The organism is Pseudonocardia sp. Ae717_Ps2 (assembly GCF_001932475.1).
Classification (GTDB): Bacteria; Actinomycetota; Actinomycetes; order Mycobacteriales; family Pseudonocardiaceae; genus Pseudonocardia.
Genome location: NZ_MCIS01000001.1, coordinates 6,193,114 through 6,210,017 on the forward strand (window position 1 = coordinate 6,193,114; position 16,904 = coordinate 6,210,017).

15 protein-coding genes and 2 pseudogenes are annotated in these 16,904 nt (G+C 73.1%); 11 read left to right on the forward strand and 6 right to left on the reverse strand.

Annotated elements, in window-relative coordinates:
- Positions 1-10: 10 nt before the first annotated feature.
- The gene (locus Ae717Ps2_RS28710) at positions 11-835 is read right to left on the reverse strand and encodes an N-acetylmuramoyl-L-alanine amidase (RefSeq protein WP_233147706.1); all 825 of its coding nucleotides are present in this window, start codon (positions 833-835) and stop codon (positions 11-13) included.
- Between the two features lie 126 nt (positions 836-961).
- Here Ae717Ps2_RS28710 and Ae717Ps2_RS28715 point away from each other — a divergent pair, with 126 nt between their 5' ends.
- The 3 genes and pseudogenes from Ae717Ps2_RS28715 to Ae717Ps2_RS40570 all read left to right on the forward strand — a co-directional run.
- Positions 962-1,276: a YbaB/EbfC family nucleoid-associated protein gene (locus Ae717Ps2_RS28715; RefSeq protein ID WP_020624775.1), complete on the forward strand. Its 315-nt coding sequence runs from the start codon at positions 962-964 to the stop codon at positions 1,274-1,276.
- 1 nt (position 1,277) lies between these two features.
- Entirely contained in the window at positions 1,278-1,895 is a 618-nt protein-coding gene (gene recR / locus Ae717Ps2_RS28720; RefSeq protein ID WP_075334105.1) for a recombination mediator RecR, read from the forward strand.
- Positions 1,896-1,992: 97 nt separating this feature from the next.
- A pseudogene (locus tag Ae717Ps2_RS40570) lies at positions 1,993-2,091 on the forward strand (hypothetical protein); the annotation flags it as partial.
- Positions 2,092-2,134: 43 nt separating this feature from the next.
- On the opposite strand, the gene Ae717Ps2_RS39445 reads toward Ae717Ps2_RS40570, so the two are convergent.
- The gene (locus Ae717Ps2_RS39445; protein ID WP_139318855.1) at positions 2,135-2,338 is read right to left on the reverse strand and encodes a hypothetical protein; all 204 of its coding nucleotides are present in this window, start codon (positions 2,336-2,338) and stop codon (positions 2,135-2,137) included.
- Positions 2,339-2,583: 245 nt separating this feature from the next.
- On the opposite strand from Ae717Ps2_RS39445, the gene Ae717Ps2_RS28730 reads away from it, so the two are divergent.
- The 6 genes and pseudogenes from Ae717Ps2_RS28730 (at position 2,584) to Ae717Ps2_RS28755 (ending at position 9,384) form a co-directional block, all read left to right on the forward strand.
- Positions 2,584-3,504 carry a helix-turn-helix transcriptional regulator gene (locus Ae717Ps2_RS28730; RefSeq protein WP_075308876.1) on the forward strand — a complete coding sequence of 307 codons (921 nt, stop codon included), beginning with the start codon at positions 2,584-2,586 and terminating at the stop codon, positions 3,502-3,504.
- Positions 3,505-3,633: 129 nt separating this feature from the next.
- A pseudogene (locus tag Ae717Ps2_RS28735) lies at positions 3,634-5,273 on the forward strand (ABC transporter substrate-binding protein).
- Between the two features lie 76 nt (positions 5,274-5,349).
- Positions 5,350-6,354 carry an ABC transporter permease gene (locus Ae717Ps2_RS28740; RefSeq protein WP_060713643.1) on the forward strand — a complete coding sequence of 335 codons (1,005 nt, stop codon included), beginning with the start codon at positions 5,350-5,352 and terminating at the stop codon, positions 6,352-6,354.
- Positions 6,351-7,277: an ABC transporter permease gene (locus Ae717Ps2_RS28745; protein ID WP_075334106.1), complete on the forward strand. Its 927-nt coding sequence runs from the start codon at positions 6,351-6,353 to the stop codon at positions 7,275-7,277. Before Ae717Ps2_RS28740 ends, Ae717Ps2_RS28745 begins: the two co-directional genes overlap by 4 nt.
- Positions 7,274-8,284 carry an ABC transporter ATP-binding protein gene (locus Ae717Ps2_RS28750; protein WP_283160349.1) on the forward strand — a complete coding sequence of 337 codons (1,011 nt, stop codon included), beginning with the start codon at positions 7,274-7,276 and terminating at the stop codon, positions 8,282-8,284. The genes Ae717Ps2_RS28745 and Ae717Ps2_RS28750 overlap by 4 nt, the downstream gene beginning before the upstream one ends.
- The gene (locus Ae717Ps2_RS28755) at positions 8,281-9,384 is read left to right on the forward strand and encodes an ABC transporter ATP-binding protein (RefSeq protein ID WP_075334107.1); all 1,104 of its coding nucleotides are present in this window, start codon (positions 8,281-8,283) and stop codon (positions 9,382-9,384) included. The genes Ae717Ps2_RS28750 and Ae717Ps2_RS28755 overlap by 4 nt, the downstream gene beginning before the upstream one ends.
- Positions 9,385-9,467: 83 nt before the next feature.
- On the opposite strand, the gene leuA is transcribed toward Ae717Ps2_RS28755, so the two are convergent.
- On the reverse strand, positions 9,468-11,264 hold the full coding sequence (gene leuA, locus Ae717Ps2_RS28760; protein ID WP_075308866.1) for a 2-isopropylmalate synthase: 1,797 nt from the start codon (positions 11,262-11,264) through the stop codon (positions 9,468-9,470).
- Positions 11,265-11,571: 307 nt separating this feature from the next.
- Between leuA and Ae717Ps2_RS28765 the strand changes: the two genes are divergently transcribed.
- Entirely contained in the window at positions 11,572-11,865 is a 294-nt protein-coding gene (locus tag Ae717Ps2_RS28765; RefSeq protein WP_060714930.1) for a hypothetical protein, read from the forward strand.
- On the opposite strand, the gene Ae717Ps2_RS28770 is transcribed toward Ae717Ps2_RS28765, so the two are convergent.
- Genes Ae717Ps2_RS28770 through Ae717Ps2_RS28780 form a run of 3 tightly spaced genes read right to left on the reverse strand, consistent with a single transcriptional unit; the run spans position 11,843 to position 15,392 of the window.
- Positions 11,843-13,267 (reverse strand): DUF1116 domain-containing protein, encoded by a 1,425-nt coding sequence (locus tag Ae717Ps2_RS28770; protein ID WP_075308862.1) that lies wholly within the window; start codon positions 13,265-13,267, stop codon positions 11,843-11,845. The two genes, Ae717Ps2_RS28765 and Ae717Ps2_RS28770, sit on opposite strands and share 23 nt — an antisense overlap.
- Positions 13,264-14,688 (reverse strand): FdrA family protein, encoded by a 1,425-nt coding sequence (locus Ae717Ps2_RS28775; protein WP_075334108.1) that lies wholly within the window; start codon positions 14,686-14,688, stop codon positions 13,264-13,266. The genes Ae717Ps2_RS28770 and Ae717Ps2_RS28775 overlap by 4 nt, the downstream gene beginning before the upstream one ends.
- The gene (locus tag Ae717Ps2_RS28780; protein ID WP_075334109.1) at positions 14,685-15,392 is read right to left on the reverse strand and encodes a DUF2877 domain-containing protein; all 708 of its coding nucleotides are present in this window, start codon (positions 15,390-15,392) and stop codon (positions 14,685-14,687) included. The genes Ae717Ps2_RS28775 and Ae717Ps2_RS28780 overlap by 4 nt, the downstream gene beginning before the upstream one ends.
- Positions 15,393-15,468: 76 nt before the next feature.
- Here Ae717Ps2_RS28780 and Ae717Ps2_RS28785 point away from each other — a divergent pair, with 76 nt between their 5' ends.
- Positions 15,469-16,752: a CdaR family transcriptional regulator gene (locus Ae717Ps2_RS28785; protein ID WP_075334110.1), complete on the forward strand. Its 1,284-nt coding sequence runs from the start codon at positions 15,469-15,471 to the stop codon at positions 16,750-16,752.
- Positions 16,753-16,904: the final 152 nt, after the last annotated feature.

Here is a 16,904-nt window from a genome sequence, read left to right on the forward strand (position 1 = left end):
CGGAGCGCGGTCAGCGGCGCAGCTGTGCCAGCACCGCCTCGGCCACCGCCGCCGCGATCCGGTCCCGCCCGGCCGGGTCGGTCAGCACGGCGGCGTCGCCGGCGTTGCGCATGTTGCCCGCCTCCACCAGCGCCGTCGGGACTGTCGAGGAGTTCAGGCCGGCCAGGTCCGGGCGGCCGTCGAGCCCGTCGCGGCCGATGTAGCCGGCCGGGGCGAACCCGGCCGAGCGCAGCGCGTCCCGCAGCCCGGTGGCCAGGCGCAGCGACGCCGGTCCCGTCCCGTGCACGGCGGGCTCGGCGTAGGCGACGTGGAACCCGTGGGCCGAGGCCGCCGCGCCGTCCGCGTGCAGCGACACGGCCAGCGCCGCGCCGGCCCGGCCGCCCGCCGCCCCACGGGCGTCGACACACGGGCCGACGCCGACGTCGTCGGAACGGGTGAGGACCACCCGCACACCGGCGGCCTCCAGCCGGGACCGCACGCGCCCGGCCAGGTCCCAGGTGAAGGCGTGCTCGGCGTAGCCGGCGTTCGTGGAGGTGCCGGTCGTGTTGCACGGTTTGGTCCCGCCGCGCCCGTCGGGGACCGGCCGGTTCACCGCGGCCTTGTTCGCGGCGTTGCCGCCGTTGTGACCGGGGTCGAGCAGCACGACCGGGCGGGGGACCGGTGCCGGCGTGGTGGGCGGCGGTGCCGGCGTGGTCGGCAGCGAACGGGTCGTCGCGGCCGGTCGCGGGGCCGCGTCGACGGGAGGCGGGACCGGCGCCGGCGCACCGCAGCCGGCGCACACCAATGCGACGACGAGCGGGAGGACGGCCGTGGCGGAACGGATCAGGGCGCGCACGGTCGGTCAGCCTGACACGTCTACCCTGGAGAACGACACGTCCGCGCCGGTTGCGCCGGGGAAGCCCCCGATCGCGCGAGCCGGACCCGACAGCGAGGGGTACGCGTGCAACCCGGTCAGCCCGACATGCAGATGATCCTGCAGCAGGCCCAGAAGATGCAGCAGCAGCTCCAGCAGGCGCAGGCCGAGCTCGCGACCGCCGAGGTCACCGGCCAGGCCGGGAACGGGCTCGTCGAGGTCACCGTCACCGCGGGTCTGGAGCCGCGCTCGGTGCGGATCGATCCGAAGGTCGTCGACCCCGACGACGTCGAGACCCTGCAGGACCTCGTCGCTGGCGCGCTCGCCGACGCGGTCCGCCGTGCGCAGGAGCTGCAGCAGGAGAAGATGGGCCCGCTCGCCGGAGGCCTCGACATGGGCGGCCTGGGCCTCCCGGGCGCCTGAGGTGTTCGAAGGACCGGTCCAGGACCTGATCGACGAGCTGAGACGCCTGCCCGGGGTCGGTCCGAAGAGCGCCCAGCGCATCGCGTTCCACCTGCTCGCCGCGGACCCGGCCGACATCAACCGGCTCCAGGAGGTCCTGCAGACGGTCAAGCAGGGCGTCGCGTTCTGCGACGTGTGCGGCAACGTCGCGTCGGACACCCGCTGCCGCTACTGCTCCGACGCACGGCGCGACCCGACGCTGGTGTGCGTGGTCGAGGAGCCCAAGGACGTCCTGGCCGTCGAGCGGACCCGGGAGTTCAAGGGCCGCTACCACGTGCTCGGCGGTGCGCTCGACCCGCTGGCCGGGATCGGCCCGGACAGTCTGCGGATCCGTGAGCTGCTCGCCCGCCTCGGCGGCACCGGTCCGGCGACCGACGAGACCGAGATCTCCGAGGTCATCATCGCGACCGACCCCAACACCGAGGGTGAGGCCACCGCGACCTACCTGGTGCGGCTGCTGCGCGACTTCCCCGGTCTGAGCGTCACGCGACTCGCGTCCGGCCTGCCGATGGGTGGCGACCTGGAGTTCGCCGACGAGATGACGCTCGGCCGCGCGCTCGCCGGCCGACGGGCCCTGTAGGCCCGGACACGGAACGGCCGGTCCGTACCGGGCGCGACGCCCCGGTCGTGACCGGCCACCCGGCGCAGCAACCCCCCGCCGCTGCGCCTCCTTCCTGGTGAGATCCCGACTGCGGAGCCCCAGTGGGGCTGATGCTCCTTCGGCGAGCCTCAGCGGGGCTGATGCTCCTTCGGCGAGCCTCAGCGGGGCTGATGCTCCTTCGGCGAGCCTCAGCGGGGCTGATGCTCCTTCGGCAAGCCTCAGTCGGTGTCCTCGTCGCCCCACGCGTCCACGTGGTGCGACCGGCCGTGGAGCTGGCGCTGCCTGCGCTCCCACTCCCGGCGGCGCTGCTCGGCGATCCGACGCCACGCCTCGCTCTGGCGCCGGTCGGTCACCCCGATCACGATCGCCGAGAGGACCAGCGTGGCCAGCCCGGCCAGGGCCACCGCCACCAGCGCGATCACGGCGACCACCGCCCGGTACGGGCGCGGTGGTACGTGCCTGCGTGCGGCACCTGCGTCCTGCGGATCATGTCCATCTCCCTTCGTGTGTCGCGGTCGGTCCGTGGTCCCCGTCCGCCACGGTCGGTGTGGCTGCCGTCACGTCCGGGTGATGTCAGCATGCCCGATGGAGCGCTCCCGTGCAATTGCAGACTCAGGGAATTGCACGGAGCTGTAGATTGCACGGCAGGACCGGGGAGGAGTGCGGGGTGGAGCAGGAGCCGACCGGCGCACGACGACGGCTGGGTGCCGAGCTGCGCCGGCTGCGCGTCAACGCCGGGCTGAAGCTGGAGGACGCCGCGGCCGGGGTGGGCTGCTCGGCGTCGAAGATCAGCAGGCTGGAGAACGGCAAGGGGGTGCCGCGCCCGGCCGACGTCGCCGCGCTGGTCGAGGTCTACGGCGGGGTCGCCGGGGTCGAGGCGGAGATGCTTGAACGGCTGGTCACCGAGAGCCGTACCCGTGGCTGGTGGGAGCCGTTCACCGAGGGCCTGCGCACCGACCCGCACTTCCTGCCGTCGCCGGGTCGGTACGCGGCCGCCGAGACCGACGCGACCGCCGTCGCCGCGTTCGACCTGACCGTGCTGCACGGGCTGCTCCAGACGCCCGCCTACGCCCACGCCGCGCTGCGCGCCCGGCTCCCGGGTCGCCCGGACTGGGAGATCGACCAGCTCGTGCGGCTGCGCGGTCGTCGCCACGAGGCGCTCACCGCGACACCGCCGCTGGTGCTCGACGTGGTCGTCGACGAGGCCGTGCTCGTCCGCGCGACCGGCGGTCCCGCGGTGATGGCCGAGCAGCTCGACCGGCTGCTCACGCTGTCGGAGCTGCCCGACGTGACGCTGCGTGTACTCCCGTTCGGCGCCGGGCCGCAGCGTGCGCACGCCGGCCGATTCGCGATCCTGACCGTCCCCGACGCACTCGGGCCCGACGTCGTCCACACCGAGGGGCACGCGGGGGAGTCGTTCCTGGAGTCGCCCGCCGACCTGCGCACCTACCGTGAGGTCTTCGACGAGGTCCGGGCCGCCGCGCTCGACGAGGACGCCTCGCGGGCCGCGGTCGCGAACCACCGGGACGCGCACCGGGCCGCCGCCGTCGAGGCGTCGAGCGAACGGGACGTGCGTACCAGTTCGTAGCGCTATCGTGACGCAAGGGACTACCGGTTGGTAACGGACCGCTATAGGTTTCCCCGTCATCAGGTGTCCTCACGCACACATCGGGTGGACGCCTCTGCTGACGAGGGGACCGGAATGCGCAGACGGTGGATGACGGCGGTCATGGCGGGCGTGCTCGCAGTGGGCATGACCGCCTGCGCGAGCTCGGAGCGCGGAGCGGGCGGCGACGCCGCAGGAGGGACCTTCGTCTTCGGCGCGCCGCCGGCGCGCCGAAGAACTTCGACCCGATCTTCAACGACGACGGCGAGAGCTTCCGCCCGGCGCGGCAGATGTTCGACACGCTGATCACCCACAAGCCCGGGACCACCGAGCTCGCGCCCGGCCTGGCCACCGAGTGGAAGTCCACTCCGGACGGCAAGACCTGGACGTTCACCCTCCGCGAGGGCGTCACGTTCCACGACGGCACGCCGTTCGACGCGACCGCGGTCTGCGCGAACTTCGACCGCTGGTTCCAGATGAAGGGAGCCGCGGCCCAGAGCCAGATGATCTACTACGGCGATGTCTTCGGGGGCTTCGCCAAGAACGAGGGTGACGCCTCGGGCGCACCGCTCTACAAGTCCTGCACGGCGCAGAGCCCGAACACCGCCGTCCTGGCGCTGAACAAGTTCAAGGGCGCGTTCCCGGCCGCCTTCGCCCTCCCGTCGTTCTCGATCTCCAGCCCGACGGCGCTCAAGCAGTACGACGCCGACGCCGTCACCCAGAGCGGTGACTCCTTCACCTACCCCGCCTACGCGAACGAGCACCCGACGGGCACCGGCCCGTTCAAGTTCGAGAGTTTCGACAAGGCGAACAACACGATCACCCTGGTCCGCAACGACCAGTACTGGGGTGAGAAGGCCAAGCTCGACCGGCTCATCTTCAAGATCATCCCGGACGAGAACGCCCGCAAGCAGGAGCTGGCCGCCGGCACCATCGACGGCTACGACTACCCGTCGCCCGCGGACTACCAGACCCTGAAGGACCAGGGCGACCAGGTGCTGATCCGCCAGCCGTTCTCGCTGCTCTACATGGGCATCAACACGAAGAACAACCCCAAGCTCAAGGACCTTCGGGTCCGTCAGGCGCTCGCCTACGCGATCGACCGCGAGTCGCTGGTCCGCACGAAGATGCCGGAGGGTTCCGCGGTCGCGAAGGAGTTCGTGCCGCCGACCGTCGCGGGCTACGCCGACGACGTCACCGAGTACCCGTACGACCCGGAGAAGGCCAAGCAGCTGCTCGCGGAGGCCGGCGCGCAGAACCTGACGCTGAACTTCTACTACCCGACCGAGATCACCCGGCCCTACATGCCGAACCCGGCGGACCTGTTCTCGGCGATGTCGGCGAACCTGAAGGCCGTCGGCATCACGGTCAACCCGGTCGCGCGGCCGTGGAACGGCGGCTACAAGGACGACGTCCAGAAGGCCGGCAAGCACGACCTGCACCTGCTCGGCTGGACCGGCGACTACAACGACGCCGGCAACTTCGTCGGCACGTTCTTCGGCCGGGAGAAGGCCGAGTTCGGGCCGCAGGACCCGGCGATGTTCGCCGAGCTGGCCAAGGCCGACGCCATCCCGGACCCGGCCGGCCACGCCGCGGCGTACCAGCAGGCCAACAAGGACATCATGGCCAAGTACCTGCCGGCCGTGCCGATCCTGACCACCGGACCGGCGATCGTCGTCGGACCGAACGTGCAGGGCCTCGTCCCGTCGCCGCTGACCGACGAGCGCTTCGTCTCCGTCAGCAAGAACTGACCGTGCCCCGGGCGCCGCGGAGACCCCGCGGCGCCCGGCCGCGTGTCCCGCCTCCCACCACTGAGGACATCCACGCATGCTGCGCTTCGTCGCGCGCCGCCTGCTCCAGGTCGTCCCGACGCTGCTCATCCTGTCCGTGCTGTTGTTCGCCTGGCTGCGCTCGCTGCCCGGTGGACCGGCCGGTGCGCTGCTCGGAGACAAGGCGACCCCGGAGTCGATCGCCGCACTCAACAAGACACTGGGCCTGGACCAACCCATCCCGATCCAGTACCTGCACTACCTCGGCCGGGCGCTGACCGGCGACTTCGGCGCCTCCCTCGTCACCGGAGACCCGGTGATCACCGAGCTCGGCCGCGCGCTGCCGGGCACGATCGAGCTCTCCCTGGCGGCGCTGCTGCTCGCCGTCGCCCTCGGGATCCCGCTCGGCTACCTCGCCGCCCGCCACCGCGGCGGGATCTGGGACAACCTGACCATCGTCGGAACGCTGGTCGGTGTCGCCGTGCCGGTGTTCTTCCTCGGCTACGTGCTCAAGCAGTTCCTGGCCGTCGACCTCGGTCTGTTCCCGCCGTCCGGGCTGCAGTCGACCGGCATCGACGCCACCTCGGTGACCGGCTTCCCCACCCTCGACGGCCTGCTCACCCGCGAGTTCGACGCCAGCTGGGACTCGCTGATGCACCTCGTGCTGCCGGCCGTCACGCTGGCGACGATCCCGCTCGCCGTCATCGTGCGGATCACCCGGGCCTCGGTGCTCGACGTGCTGGAGTCCGACTTCGTCCGCACCGCCAACGCCAAGGGCCTCGCGCCGGGCACCGTCCGCGGCCGGCACGTCCTGCGCAACGCGCTGCTGCCGGTCTCCACGACGATCGGCCTGCAGACCGGCCTGCTCCTCGCCGGCGCGGTGCTGACCGAGAAGGTGTTCAACCGGCCCGGCATCGGCACCCTGATCGCCGAGGGCATCGAGCGCCGCGACTACCCGCGGCTGCAGGCCGTGGTGCTGCTCGGCGCACTGATCTACGTGCTGGTCAACCTGCTCGTCGACCTGTCCTACGCCGTGATCGACCCGAGGGTGAGGCTGCGATGAGCGCACCGACCACCTGGGCGCAACGGCGCAGGGACCGGATCGACGACACCGCGGGCCGCAGCCTGTCCGCCGACGCGCTGCGCCGGCTGCGTCGCAGCCCCACCGCGATCGTCGGTGCGGTGATCATCGGGCTGTTCGTGCTGGTCTCGGTGTTCGCGCCGCTGCTGGCCCCGCACGACCCGGCCCAGGCCTTCCCGCAGCTGCTCGACCAGCTGCGTCCCGGCTCGATCCCCGGACCGCAGCCGGGCTTCCCGCTCGGCAGCGACCAGAACGGCCGCGACGAGTTCTCCCGGATGATCCTGGCGTCGCGCCAGACCCTGCTGGTCGGCGTGCTCGCCACCGTGTTCGGGCTCGCGGTGGGTCTGGTCATCGGCGTGGTCGCCGGGGCCTTCGGCGGCTGGATCGACACCGTCCTCATGCGGGTCACCGACGTGCTGCTGTCGATCCCGTCGCTGCTGCTCGCCATCTCCGTCGCGGCGCTGGCCGCCCGGCCCAGCCAGACCACGGTCATCATCGCCGTCGCGCTGGTGAACGTGCCGATCTTCGCCCGGCTGCTGCGCGGGTCGATGCTCGCCCAGCGCGACTCCGACCACGTCCTCGCGGCCACCGCGCTCGGCGTGAAGCGACGGGCGGTGGTGCTGCGGCACATGCTGCCCAACGCGATCGGCCCGGTGATCGTGCAGGCCACGCTGACCCTGGCGACGGCGATCCTCGACGCGGCCGCGCTGTCCTTCCTCGGCCTCGGCGACGCCGACCCGGCCCGCGCTGAGTGGGGCCTCATGCTCGCCTCCGCGCAGCCCTACCTCGACGTCCGGCCCGGGCTGGCGGTCTACCCGGCGATCGCGATCATCGTCGTCGCGCTCGGGTTCACGCTGCTCGGCGAGTCGCTGCGCGAGGCCATCGACCCGAAAGGCCGGAGATGACCACACCTCCGATGAACCCGCTGTTGCAGGTCCAGGACCTGTCCGTGCGCTTCGTCCGCAAGGGCGAGGCCGACGTCGTCGCCGTCGACGGGGTGTCGTTCGACGTCCGCCCCGGCGAGGTCGTCGGCCTGGTCGGCGAGTCCGGCTGCGGCAAGTCCGTGACCTCCCTGGCGATCATGGGACTGTTGCCGGGCCGCACCCCCCGGGTGGGCGGCTCGGTGCTGTTCTCCTCCGGGGACGAGTCCGTCGACCTGCTCACCCTGTCCGACGCCGCGCTGCGCGAGCGGCGCGGCCGCGACATCGGGATGGTCTTCCAGGACCCGCTGTCGTCGCTGAACCCGGTCGTCCCGGTGGGTGTCCAGATCACCGAGGCGCTCGTCCGGCACCGCGGGATGTCCAAGGACGAGGCGCGCCGGGAGGCGGTGTCGCTCCTGGAGCGGGTCGGTATCCCCGACCCGGCACGACGCGTGTCGGCCTACCCGCACCAGATGTCGGGCGGGATGCGCCAGCGGGCGCTGATCGCGATCGCGCTGGCCTGTCGGCCGAAGCTGCTCATCGCCGACGAGCCGACCACCGCCCTCGACGTCACCATCCAGGCCCAGATCCTGGAGCTGCTGCGCGAGCTGGTCGCCGAGACGGGGACGGCACTGATCATGATCACGCACGACCTCGGCGTCGTCGCGGGGCTCTGCGACCGGGTCAACGTCCTCTACGGCGGCCGGGTCGTGGAGCGCGCGGAGCGGCACGCACTGTTCGGGGGGCCGCGCCACCCGTACACCTCCGGTCTGATCCGGTCGATCCCGCGGCTGGACTCCGACCCCGCCGACGAGCTGCCCGCGATCACCGGGTCGGTGTCGGACAACCTGCCGTGGGACCACGCGTGCGCGTTCGCGCCGCGCTGCCCACGGGCGCTGGAGACCTGCACCTCGGTCACCCCGGCGGCCGACGACGAGGCGGGCCGGCTGCTGCGCTGCCACAACCCCGAGCCGATCGGAGCGACGGCATGAGCCCGCTGCTGGAGGTCTCCGACCTGCAGGTGCACTTCCCGATCACCCAGGGGGTGCTCGTCCAGCGCACCGTCGGGCACGTCAAGGCCGTCGACGGCGTCTCGCTGCGGATCGAGCGCGGCGAGACCTACGGCCTGGTCGGTGAGTCCGGCTGCGGCAAGTCCACGCTCGGCCGGGCGGTCCTCAAGCTCACCGAGCCGACCGCGGGGACGGTCTCCTTCGACGGCACCGACGTCGCCGCGCTGAAGGGGGAGCCGCTGCGCCGGATGCGCCGGCGGTTCCAGATGGTCTTCCAGGACCCGATGTCGAGCCTCGACCCGCGCCAGTCGGTCGGGTCGCTGCTGCGCGAGGGGCTGGCCGCACACGGCATCGAGGCCGGTCCGGACCGGCTCGCCGAGCTGATGCGCGCGGTCGGTCTGCCCGAGTCGGCCCTGCGCCGCTACCCGCACGAGTTCTCCGGCGGGCAGCGCCAGCGCATCGGCATCGCCCGTGCGCTCTGCGTGGAGCCCGACCTGGTCGTCGCCGACGAGCCGGTGTCCGCGCTGGACGTGTCGGTGCAGGCCCAGGTGCTGAACCTGCTGCGGTCGCTGCAACGCGAGCTGGGTCTGACCTACCTGGTCATCGCGCACGACCTGGCCGTCGTGCGGCACGTGTCCGACCGGGTCGGGGTGATGTACCTCGGGTCGATCGTGGAGGAGGCGCCGGCCCGCGCGCTCTACGACGGCCCGCTGCATCCCTACACCCGGGCGCTGCTCTCGGCGGTGCCCCAGCCGGACCCGACGGTGGAGGACACCCGCGAGCGGATCCTGCTGTCCGGGGACCTGCCGTCGCCGGCCGCGCCGCCCGCCGGGTGCCGGTTCCACACCCGCTGCCCGTGGCGTCAGGAGGACCGGTGCTCCACCGAGCGCCCGCAGCTCCGGACGCTCGACGGCGACACCACCGGGCACCGGGTCGCCTGCCACCACGCCGAGGCCATCCGCGACGGGGTCATCACCCCGCACGAGGTGACCGCGGAGGAGGCCGACGCCGCCGTCGGCCCGGGCAGCGGCCCGGAGGTACCCGGCCAGCAGATCACCCTCGGCGACGCGATCGGCCGCTGACCGGCCCACCGGTCACCCGTGACCGGGCCGTCCGTACGAGACCTCTCGTGCGGACGGCCCGTTTCGCGCGGTGGTGGAGGGCGTCAGCGCAGGGCGCGGTTGATCGCGCTCACGACGCCCTTGAGGCTGGCGCTGGTGATCGAGCTGTCGATCCCGACGCCCCAGAACACCTTCTCCTCGACGGCGCACTCGACGTAGGCCGCGGCGCGGGCGTCGTCACCGCCGCCCATCGCGTGCTCGTGGTAGTCGAGGACCCGGACGTCGAACCCGATCCCGGCCAGCGCGTCCACGAACGCCGCGATCGGCCCGTTCCCGGAGCCGGCGATCTCGTGCAGGTCGGACTCGACGCGCACCGTCGCCACGATCTCGTCGCGGCCCTCGCCGTCGCTGTGGACGCGGTGGCGCACCAGCTTGAGCGGGGTCTCGCGGCCCAGGTACTCGACGTCGAACGCGTCGCGCATCGCCTTGGGCTCGACCTCGCCGCCCTCGGTGTCGGTGAAGGCCTGGATGACGTGGCTGAACTCGATCTGCAGCCGTCGCGGCAGGTCGAGCTGGTGCTCGGTCTTCATGATGTAGGCGATGCCGCCCTTGCCGGACTGGCTGTTGACCCGGATGACGGCCTCGTAGGTGCGGCCGATGTCCTTCGGGTCCACGGGCAGGTACGGGACCTCCCAGGTGTGGTCGGCGACCGGGTGCCCGGCCTCGGCGGCGTCGGCCTCCATCGCGGCGAAGCCCTTGTTGATCGCGTCCTGGTGGGAGCCGGAGAACGCGGTGTAGACCAGGTCGCCGCCCCACGGGTGGCGCTCGTGCACCGGCAGCTGGTTGCAGTACTCGACGGTGCGGCGGATCTCGTCGATGTCGGAGAAGTCGATCTGCGGGTCGACGCCCTGGGTGAACATGTTCATGCCCAGCGCGACCAGGTCGACGTTGCCGGTGCGCTCGCCGTTGCCGAACAGGCAGCCCTCGATGCGGTCGGCGCCGGCCTGGTAGCCGAGCTCGGCGGCGGCGATGCCGGTACCGCGGTCGTTGTGCGGGTGCAGCGACAGGATCAGCGCGTCGCGACGGGCCAGGTTGCGGTGCATCCACTCGATGGAGTCCGCGTAGACGTTCGGCGTCGCCATCTCGACCGTCGCCGGCAGGTTGACGATCATCGGGTGCTCGGGCGTCGGCTGCCAGATCGCGCTCACCGCGTTGGTGATCTCGACGGCGTACTCCAGCTCGGTGCCGGTGTAGGACTCCGGCGAGTACTGGAAGGTCCAGTCGGTCGCCGGGTACTTCTCGGCGAACTTCGCGACCTCCTCCGCGCCGTCGGTGGCGATCTTGGTGATGCCCGCGCGGTCGGAGCGGAAGACGACCCGGCGCTGCAGGATCGAGGTCGAGTTGTAGAGGTGGACGATCGCCGAGTGCGCGCCCTCGCAGGCCTCGAAGGTTCGCTGGATCAGCTCCGGCCGGGCCTGGGTCAGGACCTGGATCTGCACGTCGGACGGGATCGCCTCGTCCTCGATGATCTCGCGGACGAAGTCGAAGTCGGTCTGGCTCGCCGCCGGGAAGCCGACCTCGATCTGCTTGTAGCCCATGCGTACCAGCAGGTCGAACATGCGCCGCTTGCGCAGCGGGCTCATCGGGTCGATCAGCGCCTGGTTGCCGTCACGCAGGTCGACCGCGCACCACAGCGGCGCGGTGTCGATGACCTTGTCCGGCCACGTGCGGTCCGGCAGCGAGACCGGCTCGACCAGCTGATGGAACGGCTTGTACCGGTGCACCGGCATCTGCGAGCCGCGCTGGCGGTTCCAGGCCGGCTGGGTCGCGTGCGGCGCGCCCTCGGGGGTGCGGACGTTGCTGCGGGCGCGGGCCTCGTAGGCGTCGGGAGAGGTGGTCACGGGAACTGCTCCTGATGTCGGACGGTCGTGGCGACCGGCGGACACGCGAAACCCCGCGACGAGGGGCCGGTCGGTTCAGACCCCGCCGCGGCGGCGAAGGAGCAGGCGCGCCATGCTCCCACCGTAGACCCGACCCCCCGTTGTACGGCAACCCGCTGTCCCGGACCGGCGTTGGTGTCACCCGGACGACGGCACGCAACGAAGTGATCACAACCGAGAGCGTTCTTCCTCGTTGTGGGGGCAGTGAGGGCACGGCGGTGCGACCATGACGCCGTCGGAGACAAAGGGGTGTGTGATGGCGGCAACCGTGGGTACGACTGTGCGGCAGGGCGTGGGCATCATCGCGACGATCGTGCGGATCGTGGGCCTGGTGATCGTGGCCATCCTGGTCGCGCACATCGTGCTGACCCTGCTCGACGCCAACCCGGCGAACTTCCTCACCGAGTACATCTCGTCGTGGGCGGCCCAGCTGAACCTCGGCCTCGGTGACCTGTTCACCCCGGCCCAGCCGAAGATGGCCGTCACGCTGAACTACGGGGTCGCGGCGATCCTCTGGCTGATCATCACCACGGTCGTCGTCAGGCTGCTGCGCCGCGTCTGAGGACCGTCCGCTCCGCCAGCCGGGTGAGCGCCTTCGGGAAGATCTCGGCCGGCGGGGTGACGAGCCCGGCCCCGACCTGCCCGACGCCCGCGACCCGTCCGGCCATACCCGTGTTGATCTGCGGGAGGATGCCCGTCCGGCAGACTCGGGTGACGTCGATGCCGCTGGGGACACCGGCGAACTCCAGGATCGGGACGGTCCACCGCCGGCTCTCCCCGAGCGTGATCTCGCGCATCCGGCGGGTGGTGGCCAGTGCGTCCGGCACGGTCCCGCCGACGAACCGCACGATCGCCGGGGCGGTCGCCATGGCGAAGCCACCGATCCCGGCCGTCTCGGTGATCGCCGAGTCGCCGATGTCGGGGTTGGCGTCGGCCGGGCCGTAGTCGCCCAGGAACAGGCCGTCGGCCAGCTGGGCCGGGCCGGTGAACCACTCGTCGCCGGTGCCGGAGACCTGGATGCCGAAGTCGGTTCCGTTGCGCGCCATCGCCACCACCATGGTGGAGCCGTCGACGTCCCGGGCGGCGTCCAGGGCCAGCTTGCACGCGGGCATGGCGAGGTTCAGGAAGAAGTGGTCGTTGCCCCCGACGAACCGCAGCGCCTCCGCGACGTCGGCGCTCGGGACACCGGCGGCGGCCGCCGTCGCGACGAGGTCCGGGCCCAGGTCCCGCAGCAGCATCAGGGTCCCCGCCCGGTTGCGGTTGTGCGCCTCGTCGCCCATCTGCAGCATCTGGGTCAGCACGCCGGTCACGTCGACCGGCTCACCCGCGTCCCGCCGGGCCCGGACGGCGCCGCGCAGCAGCGGGCCCAGCACGTCGCCCATCCAGCGCAGCCGCCGGATCACCTCCGGGCCGTAGGCGCCGTAGCGCAGGACCTTGCCCAGCCCCTCGTTCAGCGAGCAGTGGGCACGGCGGCCGGTGGCCGGGTCCTCGAGCACGAACATCCACATGCCCGGGGTGACGACGCCGGCCATCGGGCCGACCGCCCCGCGGTGGTGGCACGGCTCCAGCGAGACCGAGGAGCCCGACGCGAACAGCGCTGCGGCGTCCTCCGGGTCGGTGACCAGGCCCTCCAGCGCGGCGCCGCCCATCAGGGCGCCGCGGAGCGGGCCTGATGCGCGCTCCCAGGTGATCGGTGGCCCGGCGTGCAGGAACTCTCCCGGGGTGAGGCCGAGGACCTCCGAGGCCGGGGCGACGTCGACGAGCGTCGCGGTGACGTCGAGCATCGCGGCGAGGGCGCGCTCGTTCGCCGCCCGGCGCAGCGGGTCGGTGGCGACGGTCGCCAGATCGGCCGCGGTGCCGTCCATCGGCGGGCGCCAGTCGACCCGGGTGACCGGGACGGCCTGGTCGGCGGCGGCGTCGGCGAGCAGGTCGGTGCCGGTGCTCACCAGCGAGGGGGTGGTCATCGGGCGGCTCCGGTCGTCGTGTCGGCGGGAAGGAGTGCGAGTGCCCGGCGCGTGGCGCCGGCGTGCGAGAGGTGGACCTCCGCGCCGGCCGCGACCAGCGCGTCGATCTGCGCGGCCAGGTCCTGCGGGTCGGCGCCGGTCCCGACGACCGAGACGACGGCCGGCACCCGGGACCCGGCGATCGCGGGGGCCAGCACGGAGGCCGGGTCCGGCTCGGCGCCGTGCCCCAGCACCAGGTCGAGCAGGACGACGGCGGTCTCCGGGTCGGCCAGCGCGGCCGCGAGGTGCTCCAGGCGCAACGTCGGGTCGATCATCGGGTGGGCGCGGCCACGGGTCCACTCGTCGTCGCCGAAGTCGACGAAGGTGTGGCCGGCCCGGGCAGCGTCCTCGCCCGCGATCTGCGCGGACTCGGTGGCGAGCGTGCCGCCGACGAACAGGCCGCGCAGCCGGTGCCCGCCGGGCGCCGGCCGCGCGGTGCCGTGCACCGGCCAGTCCGGGACGGGTCGGCCCAGCCGGACCAGGGCGGCCTCGGTCGCCGCGGTCAGGTCGGGCCTGCCCGGCCCGAGCAGCGCGTACTCGACCGGCGTCGTGAGCGTCGCGACCAGCCGGTCGATCCGTTCGGCGACCTCGGGGGCGGGGGGCTTGGACACCAGCACGATCAGCTCGACGGCCGGGTCCGCGTCGAGGCGGCGCAGGGCCTCCCGGGTGGCGAGGCCGCCGACCGGAGCGGACAGGTCCCGCCCGCCGACGCCGAGCGCGGCGCGCACACCGACCCCGGCGTGGTCGAGCAGCGCCATCACCTGCTGGCACCCGGTCCCGGACGCGGCGACGAGCCCCACCGGACCGGGCTCGACGACGTTGGCGAATCCCAGGCCGAGCCCGTCCAGCACGGCCGTCCCGCAGTCCGGGCCCATGACCAGCAGGGACCGCTGCGCGGCGGCCTGCTTGAGCGCCACCTCCTGCTCCACCGGCACGTTGTCGCTGAAGATCATGACGTCGCTGCCGGCGTCGAGGGCGTCCATCGCCTCGACGGTGGCGTGCGGCCCGGGCGCCGACACGAGCACGACCGAGCCCGGTGCCCTGTCCAGCGCCGTGGCGGTGGTGCGCGGCGGCGCGACCGCACCGGCCCCGCCGTCCGGTGCCGGTCTGCCCGCCTCGGCGAGCGCTTGGTCGACACCCGCCACGGCGGCGGACAGCGCGTCGTCACCGGTCAGGTGCAGGGCGACGACCAGGTCGTTCGCGCCGGTCCCGGCGGGGACGGAGAACCCCATGCCGGTCAGGACGTCGACGTTGAGCGGGGTGGCCATGGCGACCTGCGCGGCGACCACCCCGTCGAGCTGCTGGGCGGTGCGGCTGACCCGGAGCAGCGTGACCGAGTCGGCGTAGGCGCCGGGCCGGACCTCGACGTGCGTCGTCGTCATGCGGCGACTCCTTCGGTGTGCAGGGCGGACAGGGCGAGCGCGGCGCCGTGGACCATCGCGGCCCCGGAGGTGTGCCCGACGACGGTGAGCGCGGCGCGGGCCGCGGGCTCGGCCGCCGTGCCGAGCGCGGTGACCAGCGCGGCGAACTGCGGCACGACCTCGCCGCGCAGGGCACACCGCAGGAGCTCGGCGGACAGCAGCGTGGTGCGGTGCAGGTGGGCCAGGACGGCGGCGTCCACCTCGGGGGTGGCGACGCCGGCGGCCCGGTGCAGGGCGAGCCAGCCGCACAGGACGTCGTCGCCGAGCGGGGTGAGCCCCTCGCCGCGTCCGACGAGCCCGGCGACGGCGGCCGGGGTCACCTCGGCCGGCAGGCCGGGGGCCGGCCGGAGCCCGGTGCGGGGCAGCGGGGACCGCGCGGGCACCCGGGTGTCGACCAGCCGCCGGACGACGACCGGCTCGTCGTCGAGGTGCAGGACCCCGCCGTGCACGGCGGCGGTGCCGACGGCGAGCGAGGGGAGCCGGGACCGCAGTCCGCAGGGCACCGGCACCGCCTCCGCGCCGAGGACGCCGACGCAGGTCTCGCGACCGTCGTCGTGGACGGCGAGGTAGACGGCGTCGGAGCCGCGGTGCACGACCCGGACCGGTCCGTCCGCGGCCCGCCGCAGCAGGTCGCGGACCCGGACGGGTGCGCTGACTCCGATCACGGACCGAAACTAGCCTGGGCAGCAGCGTCCGCCGATGTTAACTTGTGCCACCTTCGGACCGAAGGGGCGGCAACAGTTGCTGACGGAGGAGACCGGGGACCCGGAGTTCCCGGCCCGCGAGGCGCTGGCCCGGCTCGATGCGCTGCACACCGGGCTGACCCGGATCGCGCTGGAGGGCGGGGACCTCGCGGGGATCGCGGCCGAGGTCGGGCGGGTGCTCGACGTGGGCGTCGCGGTCACCTCCACCGACGGGCGGGAGCGGGCGTCGGCGCTGTCGGAGGACCAGCTCCGGATGCTGACCGAGCACGACCTCGTCGACCCGACGGGCCGGCTGCGCGTCGAGCGGATGGGGATCGACGGCGTCCCGGTCGCGGGCGGGGAGGCCCGCACCCTGCGGGTCGCGGCCGGTGGGCAGAACCTCGCCCGGCTGGTCTGCGTGCGCCTGACCGCCCGGCTCGCCCCGGACGACGTGCAGGCGCTGGAGCGCGCCGCCGCGGTGGCCGCGCTGCTGATCACCCGCGAGGAGGCGGTCACCGCCGTCGAGACCAAGTACCAGGGCGACTTCCTGCGGGACCTGCTGCTGCGCCGCACCGCCGACCCCGCCTACGTCGCCGAGCACGCGGACACCCTCGGCTGGGACCTGCGCCGCCCGATGGTCGTGCTGACCGCCGAGCTCGACCCGATCGACGCGCGGGTCCCGGCCGAGCAGTGGCGCGCCTGGCAGAAGCGGTTCTCGGCGGGGTGGCGCCAGGTCTGCTCCGGGCTGGGGGAGGGCATCCCCACCGTCGACTTCTCCTCCGAGGTCGTGACCCTGCTGCCGGTCGACGCGGACCCCGGTCCACCCCCCGGCCGCGACATCGTGCGGCGGGCCGTCACCGCGGTCGCCGGGGACAAGGGCGGCGGGCGACGGCAGTTCTCGGCGGGGGTCAGCCGCCCGGTGCCCGACATCGACGCCCTGCCCGGCGCCTACGCCCAGGCACGGCGGGCGGTCGAGGTGGGCCGCCGGATCTCCGGCGGCGGCAGCACGACGTTCTTCGACCAGCTCGGCCTGCACCGGCTGCTCGCGCTCGTCCCGGACCCGGCGGAGCTGGACTCCTTCGTCCGCGACGCGCTGGGCCCGCTCGCCGAGCCCACCACCGAGGCCGCCGAGCTGCGCGAGACCCTGCAGGTCCTGCTCGACACGAACTTCACCGTGGCCGAGGCGGCCCGGGTGCAGTTCTTCCACTACAACACGATGCGCTACCGCGTCGCCAAGCTGGAACGGCTCCTCGGCCCGCTGTCGACGGACCCGAACCTGCGGCTCGACGTCGCCGTCGCGCTGCAGGCGCTGCGCATCGTCGGCCGACCGGGCGGAACGTGAACGACATCCAGCGGAAACCGCACGGCCCGACGCATGCAGGCATCGTGCTGGCGTCATCAATTCGTGCCAGTGGATCCACCGGTCAATCGGCAGTAGTAGCCGTCGAGGTGCGACCTGGGTCTCATTAGCTTGAGTCGGGTCTCCGGTGCCGT

Excerpts from the sequence above, each read along its gene's own strand:
- Ae717Ps2_RS28750 (WP_283160349.1), top strand. The coding sequence starts at position 7,274 with ATGACCACACCTCCGATGAACCCGCTGTTGCAGGTCCAGGACCTGTCC.
- Ae717Ps2_RS28745 (WP_075334106.1), top strand. The coding sequence starts at position 6,351 with ATGAGCGCACCGACCACCTGGGCGCAACGGCGCAGGGACCGGATCGAC.
- Ae717Ps2_RS28775 (WP_075334108.1), bottom strand. The coding sequence starts at position 14,688 with ATGACGACGACGCACGTCGAGGTCCGGCCCGGCGCCTACGCCGACTCG.
- Ae717Ps2_RS28755 (WP_075334107.1), top strand. The coding sequence starts at position 8,281 with ATGAGCCCGCTGCTGGAGGTCTCCGACCTGCAGGTGCACTTCCCGATC.
- Ae717Ps2_RS28770 (WP_075308862.1), bottom strand. The coding sequence starts at position 13,267 with ATGACCACCCCCTCGCTGGTGAGCACCGGCACCGACCTGCTCGCCGAC.
- Ae717Ps2_RS28740 (WP_060713643.1), top strand. The coding sequence starts at position 5,350 with ATGCTGCGCTTCGTCGCGCGCCGCCTGCTCCAGGTCGTCCCGACGCTG.
- Ae717Ps2_RS28715 (WP_020624775.1), top strand. The coding sequence starts at position 962 with ATGCAGATGATCCTGCAGCAGGCCCAGAAGATGCAGCAGCAGCTCCAG.